We start from the raw sequence: 18,692 nt of genomic DNA, 5'->3' as shown, positions 1-18,692 counted from the left end.
CGAGGCTGGCTGAATGAAGACGTCTTCGCGGCGCGCCGCATTTTTGGACGACATGTTCGAACGTCAGCTTGGCGTCCCGTCTTGTGCAGTCCGGGAGTCCGCAGCAGTTGCGGCTGCTCACCGCGATCCCAACACCAGCCGGAGCTTTTCGGCAAGTTCGTCCCTACGGTAGGGTTTCGTCAATAGCGGCATATCCTTGTCGAGCACTTCGGCATCTTCGGCTTCGCCGACATATCCCGACGTCAACAAGACCTTGAGCTCCGGTCGCAAAGTCCTCGCTTGGTTCGCCAACTGAGCGCCATTCATGCCTCCTGGCATCACCACGTCCGAAAACATGATGTCGATGCGCCCGGGCCCACGCAGATGCGCGAGTGCCTCACGCGCGTCGCGCGCCACGATCACTCTGTAATGGAGTTCTTCGAGGCTCTCGACGGCCATCGCAAGCACTTGTTCGTCGTCTTCGACCAGCAGGACCGTTTCGCCGGTTGCCGCCGGCCTCAGGGGCAACTGACCTGTCGAGGAGGCATGGTCATGGGAAATCCGCTCGCTGGATCGTGGCAGAAGAAGCCTTACGGTTGTGCCGCGCCCTTTCTCGGTGTCGATCGCGACGAAACCGCCGGCGCTGCGAATGAACCCGTAGACCTGCGCAAGTCCGAGGCCCGAACCTTTGCCGACTTCCTTGGTCGTGAAAAACGGCTCGAAAACGCGGTCGAGCGTGTCTTGGTCCATTCCCGTACCCTGGTCGGTGACGCCGATCTGCACATATGCACCGGGGTCGACGCCTTTTCCCGCCACCGCCTGTGATCCGCAGTGAACGTTCTTGCTGGTGATCGCGATGACGCCCCCTTGCGGCATCGCGTCTCGTGCATTGACGACCAGATTAAGCATCGCGGACTCCAGTTGCGCGGCGTCCACGTGGATCGGATGGACGCCGGGGTCCAGGTGGAATTCGAGCGTGATCGAGTCTCCGACCGCGCGGTCGGCCAGCCCCTTGAAATCGAGCAGAAGCCGGTTCGGGTTCAATGTTTCGGGCCGCAGCATTTGTCTACGGGAATAGGCCAGCAACTGCTGCGTCAATTGTTCGCCGCGACGGGCCGCGCTCATGGCTGCTTGCGCCAGATGGGCCACGCGTTGAGGCTGTTCCGGACGACGGATGATCATGTCGAGCCCGCCGACGATAACCGTCAGGAGATTGTTGAAGTCGTGAGCGACACCTCCGGTGAGCTGACCGATGGCCTCCATCCGCTGGGCTTGATGCAGCGCGGCTTCGGTTTGCTTTCGCTCGGTGATGTCCATCAGGATCCCGGCCATCCGAACCGGCCGATCGTCGGCGCCGTAGACGACGCGACCCTTGGCGGCGATCCACCGGATCTTGCCGTCTCGACGATTGATGCGGCATTCGGCGTCGAAGATGCCGCCCTGCATGGCCTTCGCGAGTGCCGTCTCGACCGCCTGCCGATCTTCATCGACAACGTGAGCGATGAAATCGCGCGTGCTCCATGACGGCAGCGGTGTTTCGTATCCGAAGATACGGTCGTGTCTGGCACTTCGCCGCGCCGATCCCTGAACCAGATCGAAATCCCACGACCCCATGCCGGCGGAGTCCAGAGCGAACGCCAAGGTTTCCCGCGCCTCGTTCAACTCGCGGGCGCGCTGCTCGACCCGCTCTTCGAGCGTCTCGTTGAGGGCTCTCAACTCCATCGCCGAACGCTGTTGCTGCTCGAGGAGCGTTTCAACCTGGTATTGCCGCCTCCGTCCCCGCAATGCGGATTGGGCGGCACTGGCGAGCGTCTCCGCGTGGATCGGCCGCTCGAGCAACACGACGTTCCCGAGCCGCTGCAGCAGGTCAGATGAGCTCTTCGAACGATGGCCGGCCTGTTTGGTGGCGAGGGCGACAATCGGCAAGTCCGACCAGGGAGGCTGGCGCGTCAAGCCGTCAAGCAGCCCCTCCAGTCCAGAGCCGGCCAAGGACTCTTCAGTCAAGATGATGCCTCCGCAGGTCTCGCTCATGACTTGGGTTTGCAGCGCCGGCAAGCTGTCGCAGATCCGCGACCTCACGGCGTTTCTTTCGAGCGCCTGACGGATCACCTCCGCATCCCGACCTCGCGGAGCCAGGAGCAACAGTGTTTCGCGCAAGGAATGATCCACGACTATCCCTTCGTCGCCGATGGGAGCAGGGGCGTCTCGCCTCTGTAGGAGGGCAGGCCCGACAGCACGCCTTCGAAGTCACGCAACGCCTCGCCGACTACGAGGCCGCCCGGGCCAAGAGTGAACTCTCGTATGGAGCGTTCATGCGAACTCGTTCGGCTTTTGACGACCGAGATGGCAGTGCGGACCTCCGCCTTGGCCTCGAAGAAGCGAAACAGCAGGATCGTATCGCTCAGATAACTCAGGTCGATATCGGACCGCATGTCGCCCACCAGGCCATGCTGTCCGAGGATCAACATGGTGGTGACACCGGATTGATTGAAATAGTTGAGCATTTCGTGCATTTGCAGGAGCAGGAACTGCTCGCCCGGCATCGCTTGCAGATAGGCATTGAGGCTATCGATGCAGACGAAGGACGACCCGTTGTTTTCCACCGCGACCCTCGCGCGGCTGGTGAATTCCCCGGGAGAGAGCTCGGCGGGATCTATCTGCTGGATATCGAGAACACCGCGGTCGATATAGCGAGCCAGATCCATTCCGAGGGCTTTGCTGCGGATCAGCAGCGTCTTGATGCCTTCGTCAAACAGGAAGTAGGTCGCCTTTTCCCCGCGATCCAGCGCCGCGCGGATGCAGAAGATCGCTGTGGTCGTCTTTCCTACGCCGGATGGACCGCTCAGCAGGGTATTGGTGCCGGGCATCAGGCCTCCGCCGAGCAACTGGTCGAGCCTGTCGTTTCCGGTCGATGCCGCCTCGGACGAAAATTCCGTGCCATGCTCGGCCGCGACAAGGCGAGGGAATACCGAAAGACCGCCGCGGTTCAGAATGAAGTCGTGATAGCCGCCGCGAAACTTGATGCCTCGCATCTTGACCACCCGCAACCTGCGCCGCTCCGCGCCAAATTCCCGGGCGGCCTGTTCGAGCGAAATCACCCCGTGGGCGATGCTGTGTAGTTGAAGATCGTTCGGATCCGAGGTGCGATCGTCCAACATGAGGACGGTACAATCGCGACTTGCGAAGAATTGCTTCAAGGCCAGGATTTGGCGTCGATACCGGAGCGGGTTCTGCGCCAGGAGCCTCATTTCAGACAAGCTGTCAAACACGACGCGGGAAGGGCGGAGCTTGTCGACCCGGTTCATGACTTCACGGGTCGTTTCCCCCAACTCGACTTCTGATGGATGAAGTATGGTCTGTTCTCTGTCTGGATCGAGGTCGTCCTGGTTGACGAGTTCGAACAGGGACAAGCCCTTCAGCGACCAGCCGTGGGTCGCGGCAACCGCGCTGAGCTCTTCTGCGGTTTCCGAAAGGGTGATGTAGAGCCCCGTCTCGCCGGCTCGCATGCCTTCAAGCAGGAACTGCAACGAAAGCGTCGTTTTGCCGGTACCGGGTGTGCCTTCGACTAAATAGACACGGTGCTTTGTGAGGCCGCCGCCGAGAATGTCGTCGAGGCCGCTAATTCCGGTGGGTATGCGAGTGGTGTCGCGGATAAAACTTGTCACGGAGGTTCCTCTCTCAAGAGTAATCATTCCACGCGCAGCCGGTTCCCTCTGATGGCACACCGCTCATATGCTGTGGTCACTATTGAACATAATGACCGCGACGATCCGCTTGCCCCGGATAGAGATGAACGGTGAGCGAGCTTCGCGGGGTCTATTCAAGGGCGCCGTCGCGAGACGAAGGAACGGAAGTCGGGGAATCATCGTTGGAAATAGCCCGGCGTTCGCCGGCAAGGTAATCGTCGTTAGATTCGCGCGAGGCCTAGGAACGCAGGGCAGAACGCCTGTTGAACGAACGCAACATGGTTTTACTTCGGTCGCCGGCGCGTTCACGTAAGCGACAGGGTCAGACATCGGTGAGACAAAAGAGCACGCTAGGTTCGTTGCTTATCGCATCGTCCTGATAAATCGCCTTTCGCACGCCCCGGCAACTGCTTTCGCGTCCGGGACGAAAGTGGGCCGAGATTTTCCAGGCTCCCATCCATGCCGGTCTTTGACCATCTGTGCGGCAAATGGCCGAGAGCGCGCCATTACCACCAACGGCGGGAGTGAGCGGTATGGCAAGCAAGTATGGTGACGGAACTGGCCGTACTTCGCTGGGGATCGGGTATCGACCTGCGCCATGCGGACGCGGAATGAACTGCGGCTGACAGGTCCGATGAATAGAGCCGGCTTGGTTCGAGCACGATCCTATGACGATCACGGTCCATCCAAGTAAGTTCGACATCGCGATTGCGAGCGCAATCTCTCGGAGCGCGACGCGCCCCACATCGAACGGCATCGGGCGCGAGGTCGTCTCCGCGCTGGGGCTAGAAGGGCGCCCGTCGACCGGGTGACAGGAGCCACACGGTCAAATTGGCGGCGGTCTCGTCATGTTGTGCCTTCGCAAGCAAGGCCTCTCGCTCTCCACACGCAGGAAGCTTCCTAGCCCGTTGGCGGAGCTCTTCGGCTTCTTTGGCAAGGCGTTCTTCAAGGGAAACAATCTGCTTGACCCGGCGTCGTCGCTTCATGGCTCCTCTTTCCAGAGCTGACGTTGTTGCCCTAGAAACGGATGAAGCACGGGGGAGTAAAAAGTTCCAGATTCCGCTTTCCCTCCCGAAGGCAAACATCCGGATCTGTGTGAGTACGAACTCCTAACCCGTCGCCACCAGCTGCAGCGCAGCGAGTACCCGCATTCCAGGCGCTAGAGCGACCAGCTGAATGTACTTCCGCTTAAGCCAAGCCCGTGACCGACTCGCGCAAACCATGGTCGGAGATATGCATTGACTGCGGCCGACAGGATGCCGCCCTTGTTGCGGTGGTGCGGGAAACCAAGATTCCAATCATTGGGACGTCGCGGTGGCAAAACGCTGTTTTCAGGACGCGATCGTCCAGCCGCACGCGGATATGCGGGAGTGGCGTCCATGACGATATGTCGGCGGCGTAGGTTGATGATCTCGCTCGGCCGCGCACCCGTGTCGATCATTACAATGGCGACGGCGTGTTCCTCATCGTTCATGGTCTGGGGCGCGCCGGCCGCCATGAGGCGATTGACGGTCCACCATGGCGCGAAGGGCCGCCGAGGCCACAACGCATCGCCCTCGAGCCTGGCGCCCGCAATATGCGATAGCACCCGAGGTGTTGGACCTGGCCATCATAATCTCCCGCGACACGTTCTCAGCACTAGGAACGAGCTCATTAGGCCCGCGTTTGACATTCTAACCGTCCAACCCCGGGAGAGAGTGATGGCAGAACGCGAAACTGGAAATCTTATCGGGAGCGACAAGGTGGAAGGCACCGCCGTCTATGGAGCCGACAAGCAGAAGATTGGTAGCATCGAGCGCGTCATGATCGACAAGGTGTCGGGCAAGGTCGCTTATGCCGTCTTGGGCTATGGCGGGTTCCTGGGCATCGGCGATGATCACTATCCGACGCCGTGGTCAAGCTTAACCTATGATACCAATCTTGGCGGGTACCGGACCAACGTGACCAAGGACCAATTGGAAAAAGCGCCACGCTACACCAGCGACAATGACTGGAGCTGGAATCGCGAGAACGACCGGCGCGTCTACGACTACTATCGAGCCTCGCCCTATTGGTGAGGCCAGACGATCTGCACTCCTAAAGGCCCGGCGATGCACGCGCCGGGCTTCTGCGTAGGATTGGCGAAGGAGAAGCAACCTCTTCGGCCGCCTGGATGGGGGCGTCGCAATGTGCCGCACATGCGGTCGAGATGGTTGAAACGCGTCCTGCATTGATTAGTGATTCCGTTAGGGCCGAGCGCGGCAAGCAGATCGATCTGGAGTGTCGCGGGAAAGGGCGGCACGATGATCCGTTACGTTTGCGATCTCGCATTGCTCCGGACCACCGATCGCACTGTGCGGCTCAGCGACAAAACTGCGCAGATTTCCGGAATGCCGATGATAGCACCGGGCCTGCCGCTTGTCGCCGTTCACGCCGTGCTGCACCACGGTCCGTCTGCGGTCCTGCATCGCGAAGAACCCATGGAGCATCACTGTCCGCCCCGCGACACTGTCGACTTTCGCCCCAGCCGGCTCGCCCGCGTCAATCCCGGTCGTCGACGCCCGTACGCTCGCCGAGTTGACCTAGCTCGTCCGGCGTGCGGCGCAAGTGCTTGCCGCGGTCGCCGCTGACGTAAGCTTCCCACCTCTCGCTCGAGTGGCGCTTCAGAGCGCCGATGACACTGGCCGTGATTGACGGACCGAACGACTGGAACCAAAAGGGATGTGACAGCCGGTGCAGGAACTCGTCGCGAGCGTATTGACGCGCGACGGCCTAGCGACGATGGCGCGGAGTTCGGACACCCGTTCGGCAAGCCACGACGGAACGCGTCCGCCGTGGAGAGGAAGTCTGCGCTGCCGCTTCGTTTGGCCATCCTGGTCCCGCTCACACTGAATCATCCGGACTTTAAAGCGTAGCACTTGGCGCGTTGCTGCTTTTGTGCTGCGCTCTGCTATCCACGAACACTGGCATCTAGGAACACTTGTCAAGCGCTGCGATTGAAAATCGATCAATACGCGGAGTCGTTCATGCCCGATTATCGCAAGCCGCCCTATCCCAATCAGACGCAACCCATGCCGGGCACGACGGCCAAAATGGATCCGCCTCCGGACCATGGCGAATCCAGTTACCGCGGCTCGGGCAAACTCAAAGGCAAGAAGGCCGTCATCACAGGCGCGGACAGCGGCATTGGGCGTGCGGTCGCGCTCGCCTACGCCCGCGAGGGGGCCGACATCCTGATCGCCTATCTGAACGAGCATGACGACGCGCATGAGGTGAAAGCGCTGGTTGAGGCTGAAGGACACAAGGCGGTCCTGATCGCTGGCGACCTGCGCAGTCCCGACCACTGCCGCTCGGTTGTCTCCCGTGCCGTCCAGGATTTTGGCAGGATCGATATCCTCGTCAACAACGCCGCGCATCAGGCCACATTCAAGGACATTGCCGATATCAGCGACGAGGAATGGCAGCTGACCTTCGAGGTAAACATCCACGCGATGTTCTATCTCGCCAAAGCGGCGGTGCCGCATATGCCTGCGGGTAGCGCGATCATTAACACAGCGTCGATCAACTCCGACATGCCGAACCCGATCCTGTTGGCCTATGCGACCACGAAAGGCGCCATCCACAACTTCACCGGAGGGCTGGCGCAGATGCTGGCATCCAAGGGCATTCGTGTGAATGCAGTCGCGCCGGGACCGATCTGGACGCCGCTCATTCCGTCGACGATGCCGGAGGAGGCGGTGACGAATTTCGGCAAGCAGGTTCCGCTGAAGCGGGCTGGACAGCCCGCCGAACTGGCGACAGCCTACGTCATGCTGGCCGATCCGCTCTCGAGCTTTACGTCCGGTGCGACCGTTGCCGTGACTGGCGGGAAGCCGTTTCTGTAGGACGCGACGTGGTTCGGCTGGTCAACGCAGCATTGGACGTGCCGCGTCCGCAAGGCTCTCGATTCTGGATTGGCCGCAGCCGGTCGGGCCGACTAGGCGCCGATGGCGGCGCCTGAAGCGCTGTTCGCCGGTGCCGCGAGCCACATGCGCAACTCAATATGACGGCAGCAGCTAGACGCGATCGGGCACTCCTCGGCGAGGGCAACCACGCTTCGAATCCATCCTGATCCTAGCGCGGCGTCTCGACAGATGGCTCCCTGCGAGCACAGCGCACAGCGAGAAGGGCCCTGCTCGCACTAGGAACTTCCCATACGATCAGTGGTTTTCGGCAAAAGACGTGCTCTACGAGACCAATCATGAAGCGAAAAGTGACCGTGAAGCCATACGCCGGGCCGGCGGGTGGATGGGGATCGATCAAAGCCGTCGCGGGCATTCTTACGCAGGAGGAAGTGGCGCTGCTCGGCAGCGAGATCCTGCCGAAGCAGAACAAGCCCGACGGCTACATGTGCGTCAGCTGTTCCTGGGCAAAGCCGGTCAAGCCGCGTCCGTTCGAGTTTTGCGAGAATGGTGCCAAGGCGACCGCATGGGAAGTGACCAACAAGACGGTCGACGCGACCCTCTTTGCGAAACGCACGCTCGCGGAATTACGTGGCTGGTCCGACCACGCGCTCGAGGAGCAGGGACGTCTTACGGCGCCGATGCGCTATGACGCGGCGTCAGACAGGTACGCGCCGGTGAGCTGGTCGGACGCATTCGCAGAAATCGGTCGTGAACTGAAGGCGCTCGATCCGCGCTCAGTGGTCTTCTACACCTCCGGCCGTGCTTCGCTCGAGGCGAGCTACATGTATCAGCTGTTCGGCCGGATGTACGGCACGAACAATTTCCCCGACAGTTCGAACATGTGCCACGAAAGCACGTCGGTGGCCCTGCCCCCGGTGATCGGCGTGCCCGTCGGCACCGTGCACCTCGAGGATTTCGAGCAAACCGACTGCATCCTGTTCTTCGGCCATAACACGACGACAAACGCGCCTCGGATGCTGCATCCGCTGCAGGAGGCAGCGCAGCGCGGCGTGCCGATCATCACCTTCAATCCGCTGCGGGAACGTGGTCTTGAGCGCTTCACCAATCCACAGGATCCCATCCAGATGGTGGCCGGCGGCACCCGCATCAGTTCGCAATACCATCAGGTCAGGTTCGGCGGCGACGCCGCAGCCATCCTCGGTATTTGCAAGGCCGTAATCGAGGCGGATGACGCGGCGCGGTCCGCGGGACATGCACGTATCGTCGACGTGAGCTTTATCGAACAGCATACACACGGGTTCGATGCTTTCGCGGATTTCTGCCGCAATCAATCATGGACCGACCTGGAGCGGACGTCCGGTTTGTGCCAGGCCGCGATGTCCGAGGCCGCGAGCACGTACATGGCCGCGAAGGCCGTGATCGCAAACTACGGCATGGGTGTCACGCAGCACAGACACGGCGTCGAGACCGTGAAGATGATCGTCAATCTGCTGCTGTTGCGCGGCAATATCGGAAAGCGGGGCGCTGGAATCTCGCCGATCCGCGGCCACTCCAACGTCCAAGGCCAGCGCACGGTCGGCATCTCCGAGAAGACCAAGCTCGTCCCTCTCGACAAGCTGAAGGAGCTCTATGGTTTCGAGCCGCCGGGAGAGGACGGTCTGACGACGGTGGACGCCTGCAAGGGTATCCTGAACGGCGAGGTGCGCGGTTTCGTCAGCCTCGGTGGTAATTTCGTCCGGTGCATTCCTGATCGGTCGCTGATGGAGCCGGCTTGGACCAAGCTTCGGCTCTCCGTGCAGATCGCGACGAAACTCAACCGGACGCATCTCGTGCCCGGCGAGGTGACCTATCTGTTGCCCTGTCTTGGCCGGATCGAGATCGATCAGCAGGCGAGCGGGGCGCAAGCTGTCGCCATGGAGGATTCCACAGCGTGCATTCATGGCTCGCGCGGACAGCGCAAGCCGGTTGCCGACCGGCTTCTGTCCGAACCGCGGATCATCGCGGAGATGGCGAAAGCGACGTTGTCGCGCAATCCGAACGTCGACTGGGATGCCTGGGTCGGCGATTACGCGCTGGTGCGCGACGCCATCGAGCGGACCTATCCGGATCAGTTCAAGGATTTCAACACGCGCATGTTCGAGCCCGGCGGCTTTGCCCGTCCGCTTGGCGCCCGTGAGCGAAAGTGGCAAACGCCGAACGGAAAGGCCAATTTCACGGTTCCGAAGGCAGCGCTCGATGTTCCGCAAATCCGCGACGGCGTCTTCGAACTCATGACGATCCGCGCTGACGGTCAGTTCAACACGACCGTCTACAACGAGGATGACCGCTTTCGCGGGATCTACGGCAGCCGTGACGTTGTGCTGATGAACGCGGACGACATGGCCGCACTAGGTCTCGACCAGGGAGATCTCGTCACGCTGGAGACCGCAGCTGATGACGGTGTCGAGCGCCGGCTGGGAGAACTTCAAGTCGTTCTCTACAACGTGCCCCGTGGCGGCATCGTCGGATACTATCCGGAGTGCAACGTCCTTATCCCGCTCTGGCATTTCGCCGTGGGCAGCAAGGTCCCGGCGGCCAAGTCGGTGCCGGTGCGCATCAGTCGCGATCCCCTGGGGCCGTCGCCGACAGCGCGATGACGGGGCAATCGGGCGCAGCCTATTTGGCAGCGATCGCATAGGGAACGACGGCGTGCGGTGACGCCAGGCTGCCTGAGAACGACGTGCCCGATGTCGGGACGCATCTTCAGATCGCGGGGAAACCAGTTGGCGCGCCACCGCCCTCCAGCCGCGTGAGGAATTTCGTTCCCCACGCCTGCGAACATGGCAGCCATGGACATCACACGGCACTGCGATCAGGGGCGCCACTAGGATTGGTTCGGTAGCCGAAGCAATCCGTATCCCAATCGCTTAGTGAACGGCGCTTGGACAACCGAGAGGCATACTGTTAAATTCGCGACGTCTGCTCCTTCGGCACTTGCCACGCGAAAAACGCCGCATAGCAAACACGAGCAACGAATGCTCGCGTTCGCTGATGTCGCGCTACTTCGTCTCGGGCACCCAGGTGGTGCTGGTGCGGTCGTACTTGAAGCCCGGAGCGCCTTTCAGGTCGTCCTTTGTTTCGTCCAGGGTCAACCACCATTTGTCATTCTTCTTGGTGGTTTTAACTGCCGTGAATGGCACAATGACATCCTTCTGGCCGGCTCCGAGAAAGCCGCCAACGCCGATCACGAGACCCGTGATCTTCCCGGACTTGTCGACGAGAACGTCGTCGATATCGCCGATCTTGCTTTCCTTCGGATCGTACACGGCCTGCTTGTAGTAGTTCGTCACAGTCCAACTTTCCGTTGGCCCCTCCTTTAGGACGGTCGTCGCGGCGAATGCCCCGGTTACCATTGCGACGGCCAGCAGAGGCCCAACAGCGAAGATTTTCTTCATCTCATGTCTCCCTCGGTGATTGCCTTTATGGAACAGGATGAAGTGGCAATTGTTCCAAGGATGAGACGTACGCCCCGGCGCCGCGCATAGAACGCGGCGGCTGGGCGTGAGGACAGGCGCTCTCGGGCAGCCGAGGACTTGAAGCCAAAAGTCCTTTCGCCGAGCTAGTTGTCGCTCGGCATCGTCGGCGGGACTGTTGGCGATGGCGGGGCCTTGCCGGCCTGTTGCCGCGCCGTCGGAGGGGGCGTCGTTGGGTGTCGCAAAAGGCAAAGGAGGCCCTCCGCAATCAGCGACACCGCGGAAGACCCGCGCCGCAAGGTCTGTCCGCTGGGGATCAAGTCTGAAGTCTCAGAGTTTATGCTGCGGAGACTCCGGTTGCAGTGCTTGTCCTGCGGCTGTTCGGAGTTTTCCCACTTCCCCTTCTGATGATCGGTGCCGGGCCCACGCCGTGAAGGCGGGGCCCGACAGCGCCTTTCTGCAGGCACAAATCGGCACATGATAACTTCTGGGTTTTTGTCAGGCTCACCAGCCATAGGGCGCTGGTTCGGATCGTGTTTATGTTCGATGCAGATTGCGCGCATGCTTTGCGCCCCGTGCTCTCGGTGATGTCTTCGTCACTACTCAACGGGGTGGTCGAGCGGAAGCCGGCAGCGCGCGACCGTCCGGCCGTGCTCGCGGAGCACCTGCAGTTTTCCGGCGAGCGCACGCACGCGGTCATGCATGCCGGTCAGGCCTCTGCCGAACGTCAGGTCCCGCGGCAGGCCAATGCCGTCGTCGGTTATCTCGATCTGGATCTGGCCGTTGTTGACCGTCGCCACGACGCCCATCGTGGTCGCTTGCGCATGCCGAAGCACATTGATCAAGCCCTCTTGGATCACGCGGTAGATGGTTTGCGAGATGGGGCCGTCGAGCTCATTCAGACGATGATCGATCCGGGATGTGACGCGAAGTCCGGGAGCCTGGGATTGGGTGTTGCGCAGCAGCGCCTGGATGCTCGCGGCTAATCCGAGTTCCGCAACGTAGACGGGGCTCAGGCCGTCCAGCACGCGCCGGTTCGCCTGTTGCAGGGCCTCAGCCGCGCTGAGGATGCCGTGCGCCGGCGAACCGGGCTCGGGAGGGCCCGCCTCAGGGTCTGACAGTGCCGTCGCGTTGGCGCGGATCGCGAACAGAAGCGGCCCCATCTCGTCGTGAAGTTCCCTGGCCAGCTCGCGGCGCTCGTCGTCCTGCACGGCGACGAGCTTGCGCAGCAGGTCTCGATTGTCGCGGCTGAGGCGCTTCAGCGTCGCGGCGAGCTCGTTGGCCTCTGCACAGCTCTGGCGGATCTCGGGTGGGCCGCCCAATGGAATCGCGGCATCATAGTCGCCGTTTCGCATCCGGGTCAGTCCGGCGCCGAGCTGCGCCAGCGGATGAAGCGCCGTGCCCGTTGCAAAATAGGCGCTGACTCCGGCGAGCAGCATCAGCGCCGCGGCGGATGCGACAATGGCTAAAAAGCCCACCCATTTTTCAAGGATCTCGGCCGAGAGGTCGGGTTTGAAGAGGATATTGCCGACGTGCACCGTCCCGATTCTGATCGGATAGGTCGAGCCAAGCTGGGGAATCTGCAATAGAGCTGTGAACCAGGCGGGAACATTGCCGGGATAGGTCTCCGTGGTTGTGCGGGACGGCTTCGACCCCGCCGGTACGAACTCGATGGCGGCTAACGTACCAAGCCCGCCCGCAAACGCGTCGAGTGTCTGCTGCGGATTGTTGGCGGCCGCGAGCGCGGCGTTCAGCGCATCGGCCACGAGTTGGGCAGAGCGCGCGCCCTGGGCATTCTCATCTTCGAACTGCCCGGGTGAGAAGGTCTGCAAGGCAAGGCCGCCGAGCAGCAGCGCGCCGACGACCATTGCCGCCAGTGGCAGCAACAGCCTTGCGCGCAGGGAGAGCCGGTTCCAGAGTTGACTTGAGAATATTGTCGAGAGACTTTTTGTGAGTCGTGGCACTTCGGGCTCCATTCGACCGAATCTTCTCTTTCAATTCCCGCGCGAAGTTCTATTTAGGCAGAGGAGGCAGTCGTGCACGATACGGCCAAATCAGCCACAAGAGTATTGATCGTCGACGACCACCCGGTGGTGGTGTCGGGCTGCAGATCCCTGTTCGCGGCCGACAAGGCGGTCAGGATCGACGAGGCTGCCGACGCCAAGGCCGGCCATCGTGCCTTCATGCAGAAGCGTCCGGACGTGACCGTCATCGATATCAAGCTTCCCGATCTTTCCGGGTTCGAGCTGCTGCGCAGGATCCGCAAGGACGATCCGGACGCCCGCATCATCATGTTCAGCATGAATGACGATCCCGCATTCGTGGTGCGGGCCGTGGAGATGGGCGCGCAGGGCTATCTTTCCAAGAGCGACGACCCGCGCCTGTTCGTCAAGGCGGTGCGCAAGGTCGCCGCCGGCGAGCGCTTCATTTCGCCGCACCTCGCGGAAGCGGTCGCCTTCGCGGGCGCCGCGATCAAGGCCAATCCCGCTTCGCAGATGTCGGCGCGGGAACTGGAAATCCTGCGGCTGCTCGGCCGCGGCGACAAGATCGTCGATGTCGCAGCGGCGCTCGGCATCTCTTATAAGACGGTCGCCAACACTACGTCCCTGCTCAAGCAGAAGCTGGGCGCGAAAAGCCACTCCGATCTGGTGCGGATCGCCGTCGAAATGGAACTCGCCTGAAGGCTGCAGGAATTAAACTGTCTTCGTGTGGTCACGGGCCAGTTCTTCATGGCCTCATATCCGACCGCATTCGTCAGGGCAACGGAAGCGACGAACGCAGCCCTCCGGCGATCCTTATCCGGGATATCGTGCTGGACTCACCAGTTGGGAAAGGGCCAGCCCTGCCAGTCCGGCGGGCGATAGCTCGCGTAGCGCTGGCGGCGTTGTGCAAATCGCCGGCTTCTCTCGGGCTGCGCGTGCCGGGCGGATCTAGCGTGCCGCGTGGCTTGCTCTGGCGCCTTCAGCGGAATTGATCGCGGCGTGTCGGCCTGCGCGACAGCCGCAGGCTGAGCCTCGGGCGCCGGAGCCGTGGCGATGGAAACTGTGGGTGCCGGCGAGGTGGTGACGAGCGGGGTGCTCGTATCCATCCGTATCGCCTCCGGCCACTTGTGCTGTGAGTGAATGCGGATGGTTGCGCGGTCGATGTCGTGGTGGGCGACGGCGATCGGCGTTGCCGGAAAATACCAATCCGCGAGAAACAGCAGGCCAAGCAGCGTCGCGCTTGTAAACAGGACGTACCGAAGCAGAGGCATCAATTTTCACCACCATACCGGACCGCATATCGGCGCCGGCGCGCGACAACGGGAAAAAACGGCAATCGTTCCCGACGTCTCGCTCACCAAAAAGGCCGCCGATCGGCGGCCTCTTTGTATCGGTGGTGCGAACCACCAAGTGGTCCACTGTCGTCGTGCCAATAGCCACATCCTCGTGCTCACGGAGGCTGAACTGCTTGTGCGGCCTGCCGCGCCGATCGTGGACAACGACGCCGCGTCCCGCGAATCATCGCATGCCACGTGGTGAGCCGTGATACCCGCCCAGAGCACACGATAGCGGAAAGCGACCAGGAAGCCTGCACTGAGGACGGCGCTAGCGCCGGTGGAAGAATATGCAATTGAGCGCGGAACCGGAGATTCTTCCGCGGTTAATCCCTGTTGAGGGACACACCCAACATCCCAAAACGCTCCGGCACGGTGCGCCGGAGTTAACGTTTTTGCGGGCCTTGCCTGCGCGCCGATTGCCGCGCCGGATGGAATTGACGAAACAACTGAGCCGACCGCGTTGTCCTCAAACAGCGCAAAGACACCGAGCGTGAAAGGAGCGGAGCCTTTGCCTTCCCGATTAGCGGGGGGCGCGGACCTGTTGCACGGCCGGCATCGCGAGGTTCTTTGCCGCCCTCGATTCCGCAAACAGACCGGACGTCACGATCAGCGCAAGTGAGAAAATTGCCACCACCGACATGCATGCGAACTGATCGCCAGCGCCCATCTCAGCCACTCCGCTTTTGCTTGAACGGTGAACGCGAGACAGATCGGTTCGTTCCTAAAATCGGGAAGAACTGGCAACACGTGGCTATGGCGCCGACTCAGATCCGGACCAGCATTAATGCAAGGCCTCTGTAAGCGGTATCGAAGATCGGCCGCCAGCGCCCGGGACCATGCTCAGAAATCTGCTCGAATAGTTGCGCGCGGGACTGTTCAGTCGCTAATTCCGCAGCCGCAACCGCAGCCGCTACGCGGCGCGTGCATCATCTTCAAGGCTATCAAGGCCGCCGATCGGCTGCGCGGTCTTCGGCATTGCGTCCACGGCCTCGACAACTCGTCGACGCGTCTCCCTATCTTTGATCGAGCGATATGCCCGCAGCAGCCGGAATAGCGTCTCGGGCGAGCTGTTCTTTCGTCAAATTGTGCTCCTGTAACTCAACGCTGAATGCACGCCGTCAATTGGCGGCTCCACCGGTAGTACTGGCCGCAGGGCGGCGTGGGTCGTGAGGTGGCGGGACATTCATTCCGAACGGGTCGACCTTCTAGCCAACCATCACGCACGCATGAACCAAACACCGTGGGATGGCAACCGACGCCGCATGTCCCGTGAGCGCGGGCGCTGCCAGTGACCGTGAAAGCAATCAAACTCAAACTGATACCAATCATTGAGCGCACCATTCTTCGTGTTCCTTGCAATCACTTTCTTCAGAAGCGAGATGTTATGGGAGCCGCACGCGGCGCGGTATGGGGGCGCAGATACTAGCGCGTCGCAGCAATTGAGTGTCTCGGCAGACGACATTCGGGAAACTCGTAGCGTCGAAGATGGAGGCTTGCCGATACGCCTCCAAACACCGGTAGCCTCAAGCTCACCGTCTGAGCTGGAGCTTCGCCCGTGTTGCTCAGAGCATTCAAGCACACGGTGGATACGGTGGAGTACAACCTTTAGCGCAACTGGAGTCGCCATCGACCCGGGTGCTCTTCTGTTCGGGTGGAATGAGTTCTCGGCGGCACCCAGCGTTTAATCTGGCTCCGGGCGCACCGCGGTAGCTCCAACGGTTGTAGCAGGACGGGACGCCGGAAAGGATACGCACTGTCTGCGCGAAAAGACGGCCCCAGCGAGGAGGAGATGCCGAGGCCGAATTGAAGCGGAGCAATTCCGATAAAGCGCTCCCAAAGGTGGCTTACTTCTTCATGTGGTCTTTTGACATTGCGCCGTCCTTGGACATCGTGCCACTGCTCTTGCCCGTCGTGCCTTCCCTCTCTTTCGGGTCATTCTGCGTCGCGCTCGGATTTGCCGCGCTCGGACTGCTGGACGCGCCCTGACCGGAAGTCGCAGCCGGAGAGTCTCCACCGCCGCCGCCAGCGCCTCCACCGCCTTGTGCGGATGCCGCAGCAATTGAACCGAATATAAATACGGTCGCCACAGCGATTTTTGCGATTTTCATTTGGTCGTTTCCTTCCTGCTTCTATTGGAGCAAACTGGAGAACGAGGCGCGTTCGAGGTCGTTCCTAAAATAATGGCAATCGTCGCTTTCGGAGGCGAACGACACCGGCGAAAGCTCGAGAGGCCCTCTGGAAATTGGCATTCGCGAGTCAGCGGCGCCTGTCGCGTTTGTCGAACCTGTTGCAAAAGCCGGACGGCAGCTGCGCGCTATCGGCCGGCCTTTTGCACCTCGGGGAGGGCGCACCGGAGCCACCGCAGGTGCAGGCGTGATTGCCGGTCTAGGGTTGATCTGGATGGTTCTCGCAGACCCAACCGGTGTTATCGCAAAAGATGCCGCAGCTCTCGCTCTTCGGTCCTCGAAGAGCCCCGGATCCGGCGCCTGCGGCGCATTGTCGTTTTCCGGCATCAATCGGCAGGGCAAGGGTCGTAGCTGGCTGACATGGCCAGTAAGTCAGCGGGGCAGGCGCGCGGGCGACTGCGCCCGGAGTGAAGCGCTTGCTCCGCCAGCCGCGATCGCGCTCCTCCGGACTGCGCGTCGCGTTGCAGCGTCAGACTGCCCGCCGCCCAGCGAGGCGTTGCCGCGGCCCGGAGCCGGCCGGGCTGGGGCGGCCGGCTCCATCAGCTGCGAAGATTACGATGGTGCCAAAGCAGCGCCAAAGACCTGCGCCTAGCGCTAGCAATATGATGGTAGAGATACCGACCTGATCGCGGCGCAAACGGCTGAAATACTCCTCTGCTTGTTTAGTGCAGAGACCATACAAGGAGTAAGCTTCTTGGTGATTGGTTGATTCGCTTCAAGTTCAGAAAACGTCATCTTAGGAAGCGGCTTCGTCGGCATGAACGACAGGCCCCTTCGCAATGCAGGCACGAATGAAAGCGGCGGCTTGGCTTTCAGAGCCAAATACTGCTGGCGCCGAATCGCCACCGCGCTCAATGACGACGACGATGAGCTTCCGTTTCCCATTCTGATTGCGGGCATATCGGCGGTGGCGACGATTTTCTTTATAGTTTGCTGGCTTTACGTAACCGCCAAAATGGCAACCATTCACTTCAGCCATCTTGCCCTCGCCACCACTGACGTGCCCCTACAATTGCTCCGCCATTGCCTTGCGCAGCTTATCTAGGAGATTGAATAGGCACCCGATGGCGTACGACGCCATGCGTCAGCCTATGGGACCGAGAGATGTGGTGATCCATGAACTTCTACCGGGGGACGGTCGATCGTCCACCTTCCGGTATGCTTTGCCTCGTTAGCGTCGGCTTTTTCGGCTTGTCCAGGAGTTCCGCCGCCATCGCTTCGACCGCTTCGAAGATCGCGTGTCGATCTATTGACCGGGGCACCCCTCGGTATCGGAGCATCGCAATGCCGGGTCGCTCGCTATCGCCATCCCGGCCACCATGTTGAGGAGGGTTCATCGTTGTGATTTTGACCTTCCGCAATGCGACGAGGTGGCTTCGCTTGAACGGGTACCCGGGCTGTCGCGAGCATCCCTTGCATCGCATGGAGCGCTCGAGCTCGGGATAGGGTCCGTCTCGGTCGCCTCACGATATCGAGGGCGGCTGTCTAATGGGTCTTCGCAGCGACGGCACTTGACCTCGAGGTGGCGATAGCCGGCAGTCAGGGCGTCGCCGAGCGCAGGCGACGGCTGGGCTGATTGTACGTGGGATCGACTGGGACTACAGCTTCGTATTGCTTAGCTTTTTCAAGTAACGCATCGCGAACTGGGCCTTCCGGTAAGAGCGCGGCTTGGTGACGTGCCTCTCTAGCGCATTGCGCGGCTTCAATTGCCAACCCCTCAGTCTCACGATTCATCTTCGTCGCTCCGCTCGACGCCACGCAGGAAACGGCAATGAACTCGCGATGTTCCAAAACCTGCAGAGCGTTTGGCAATGCTTAGTGTGTTTCAGCCGATCATTTTCGGCTTCTGTCGTTCGGCACCGTTTGAAACTCGTCCGGCCCTTTGCTGAGCCGGACGCCCGCGCTTGGCTTGATTCCCGCGGATTTCTAGCGGGCCGTGCTGTGCTGTTTGGCCAACCACAAAAAAAGGCCCCAGCACCCTTGGAGGGTAATGCCGGGGCCAATCCGGATCGCCGAACCGCCGTCCTCCGAGAAGCAGCGGTCGTCGCTACTAGGGCTGAAAAAACACGAAATGAAAATCAGGTGCCCCGTGGCTCGGATCATCCAAGTGATCTGCGGTTCCGGAAATAACGCATGTGAATCTTTGTCGCTTTTTTCCCAGTCCACTGCTGCACCTGCAAGCGCCG

The 18,692-nt window shown here is 61.2% G+C and carries 12 protein-coding genes and 1 pseudogene; 4 read left to right on the top strand and 9 right to left on the bottom strand.

Annotated elements, in window-relative coordinates:
* Positions 1 to 117 precede the first annotated feature (117 nt).
* Both AC066Y_RS29260 and AC066Y_RS29255 read right to left on the bottom strand, forming a co-directional pair.
* Positions 118 to 2,148, bottom strand: a complete 2,031-nt coding sequence (locus tag AC066Y_RS29260; protein ID WP_478276889.1) for an ATP-binding protein — start codon at positions 2,146 to 2,148, stop codon at positions 118 to 120.
* A 2-nt stretch (positions 2,149 to 2,150) separates the two neighbouring features.
* A complete protein-coding gene (locus AC066Y_RS29255; RefSeq protein WP_478276888.1) occupies positions 2,151 to 3,644 on the bottom strand; it encodes an ATPase domain-containing protein in 1,494 nt (497 codons plus the stop codon).
* A 1,721-nt stretch (positions 3,645 to 5,365) separates the two neighbouring features.
* Between AC066Y_RS29255 and AC066Y_RS29250 the strand changes: the two genes are divergently transcribed.
* Complete coding sequence (locus AC066Y_RS29250; RefSeq protein ID WP_456657192.1) at positions 5,366 to 5,722, top strand: PRC-barrel domain-containing protein; 357 nt, start codon at positions 5,366 to 5,368, stop codon at positions 5,720 to 5,722.
* Between the two features lie 167 nt (positions 5,723 to 5,889).
* On the opposite strand, the pseudogene AC066Y_RS29245 reads toward AC066Y_RS29250, so the two are convergent.
* Positions 5,890 to 6,516: pseudogene (locus tag AC066Y_RS29245) on the bottom strand (DUF763 domain-containing protein); the annotation flags it as partial.
* A gap of 154 nt (positions 6,517 to 6,670) precedes the next feature.
* Between AC066Y_RS29245 and AC066Y_RS29240 the strand changes: the two are divergent.
* Complete coding sequence (locus tag AC066Y_RS29240; RefSeq protein WP_478276887.1) at positions 6,671 to 7,528, top strand: SDR family oxidoreductase; 858 nt, start codon at positions 6,671 to 6,673, stop codon at positions 7,526 to 7,528.
* 356 nt (positions 7,529 to 7,884) lie between these two features.
* Positions 7,885 to 10,185 carry an FdhF/YdeP family oxidoreductase gene (locus AC066Y_RS29235; RefSeq protein WP_478276886.1) on the top strand — a complete coding sequence of 767 codons (2,301 nt, stop codon included), beginning with the start codon at positions 7,885 to 7,887 and terminating at the stop codon, positions 10,183 to 10,185.
* A 402-nt stretch (positions 10,186 to 10,587) separates the two neighbouring features.
* Here AC066Y_RS29235 and AC066Y_RS29230 read toward each other — a convergent pair whose 3' ends face one another.
* Complete coding sequence (locus AC066Y_RS29230; protein ID WP_478276885.1) at positions 10,588 to 10,983, bottom strand: PRC-barrel domain-containing protein; 396 nt, start codon at positions 10,981 to 10,983, stop codon at positions 10,588 to 10,590.
* 617 nt (positions 10,984 to 11,600) lie between these two features.
* Positions 11,601 to 12,977 carry a histidine kinase gene (locus AC066Y_RS29225; protein WP_478276884.1) on the bottom strand — a complete coding sequence of 459 codons (1,377 nt, stop codon included), beginning with the start codon at positions 12,975 to 12,977 and terminating at the stop codon, positions 11,601 to 11,603.
* A 60-nt stretch (positions 12,978 to 13,037) separates the two neighbouring features.
* Here AC066Y_RS29225 and AC066Y_RS29220 point away from each other — a divergent pair, with 60 nt between their 5' ends.
* Positions 13,038 to 13,682: a response regulator transcription factor gene (locus tag AC066Y_RS29220; RefSeq protein WP_478276883.1), complete on the top strand. Its 645-nt coding sequence runs from the start codon at positions 13,038 to 13,040 to the stop codon at positions 13,680 to 13,682.
* A 137-nt stretch (positions 13,683 to 13,819) separates the two neighbouring features.
* Here AC066Y_RS29220 and AC066Y_RS29215 read toward each other — a convergent pair whose 3' ends face one another.
* The 4 genes from AC066Y_RS29215 to AC066Y_RS29200 all read right to left on the bottom strand — a co-directional run bounded on the left by AC066Y_RS29215 (position 13,820) and on the right by AC066Y_RS29200 (position 17,485).
* Positions 13,820 to 14,254 carry a hypothetical protein gene (locus AC066Y_RS29215; RefSeq protein ID WP_478276882.1) on the bottom strand — a complete coding sequence of 145 codons (435 nt, stop codon included), beginning with the start codon at positions 14,252 to 14,254 and terminating at the stop codon, positions 13,820 to 13,822.
* Positions 14,255 to 14,840: 586 nt separating this feature from the next.
* Positions 14,841 to 14,987 (bottom strand): hypothetical protein, encoded by a 147-nt coding sequence (locus AC066Y_RS29210; protein ID WP_478276881.1) that lies wholly within the window; start codon positions 14,985 to 14,987, stop codon positions 14,841 to 14,843.
* Positions 14,988 to 16,164: 1,177 nt separating this feature from the next.
* Entirely contained in the window at positions 16,165 to 16,428 is a 264-nt protein-coding gene (locus AC066Y_RS29205) for a hypothetical protein (protein WP_478276880.1), read from the bottom strand.
* A gap of 814 nt (positions 16,429 to 17,242) precedes the next feature.
* Entirely contained in the window at positions 17,243 to 17,485 is a 243-nt protein-coding gene (locus AC066Y_RS29200; protein ID WP_478276879.1) for a hypothetical protein, read from the bottom strand.
* Between the last annotated feature and the right edge of the window lie 1,207 nt (positions 17,486 to 18,692).

The sequence above is a fragment of the Bradyrhizobium sp. USDA3010 genome (assembly GCF_056429065.1).
The sequence above is the reverse complement of the archived record's forward strand: the minus strand, read 5'-3'. Positions and strand labels throughout refer to the sequence as shown.

Bases quoted from the DNA above. Each gene is read 5' to 3' on its own strand.
- AC066Y_RS29250 (WP_456657192.1), top strand. From the start codon at position 5,366: ATGGCAGAACGCGAAACTGGAAATCTTATCGGGAGCGACAAGGTGGAA.
- AC066Y_RS29240 (WP_478276887.1), top strand. From the start codon at position 6,671: ATGCCCGATTATCGCAAGCCGCCCTATCCCAATCAGACGCAACCCATG.
- AC066Y_RS29235 (WP_478276886.1), top strand. From the start codon at position 7,885: ATGAAGCGAAAAGTGACCGTGAAGCCATACGCCGGGCCGGCGGGTGGA.
- AC066Y_RS29230 (WP_478276885.1), bottom strand. From the start codon at position 10,983: ATGAAGAAAATCTTCGCTGTTGGGCCTCTGCTGGCCGTCGCAATGGTA.
- AC066Y_RS29225 (WP_478276884.1), bottom strand. From the start codon at position 12,977: ATGGAGCCCGAAGTGCCACGACTCACAAAAAGTCTCTCGACAATATTC.
- AC066Y_RS29215 (WP_478276882.1), bottom strand. From the start codon at position 14,254: ATGCCTCTGCTTCGGTACGTCCTGTTTACAAGCGCGACGCTGCTTGGC.
- AC066Y_RS29210 (WP_478276881.1), bottom strand. From the start codon at position 14,987: ATGGGCGCTGGCGATCAGTTCGCATGCATGTCGGTGGTGGCAATTTTC.
- AC066Y_RS29205 (WP_478276880.1), bottom strand. From the start codon at position 16,428: ATGAAAATCGCAAAAATCGCTGTGGCGACCGTATTTATATTCGGTTCA.
- AC066Y_RS29200 (WP_478276879.1), bottom strand. From the start codon at position 17,485: ATGGCTGAAGTGAATGGTTGCCATTTTGGCGGTTACGTAAAGCCAGCA.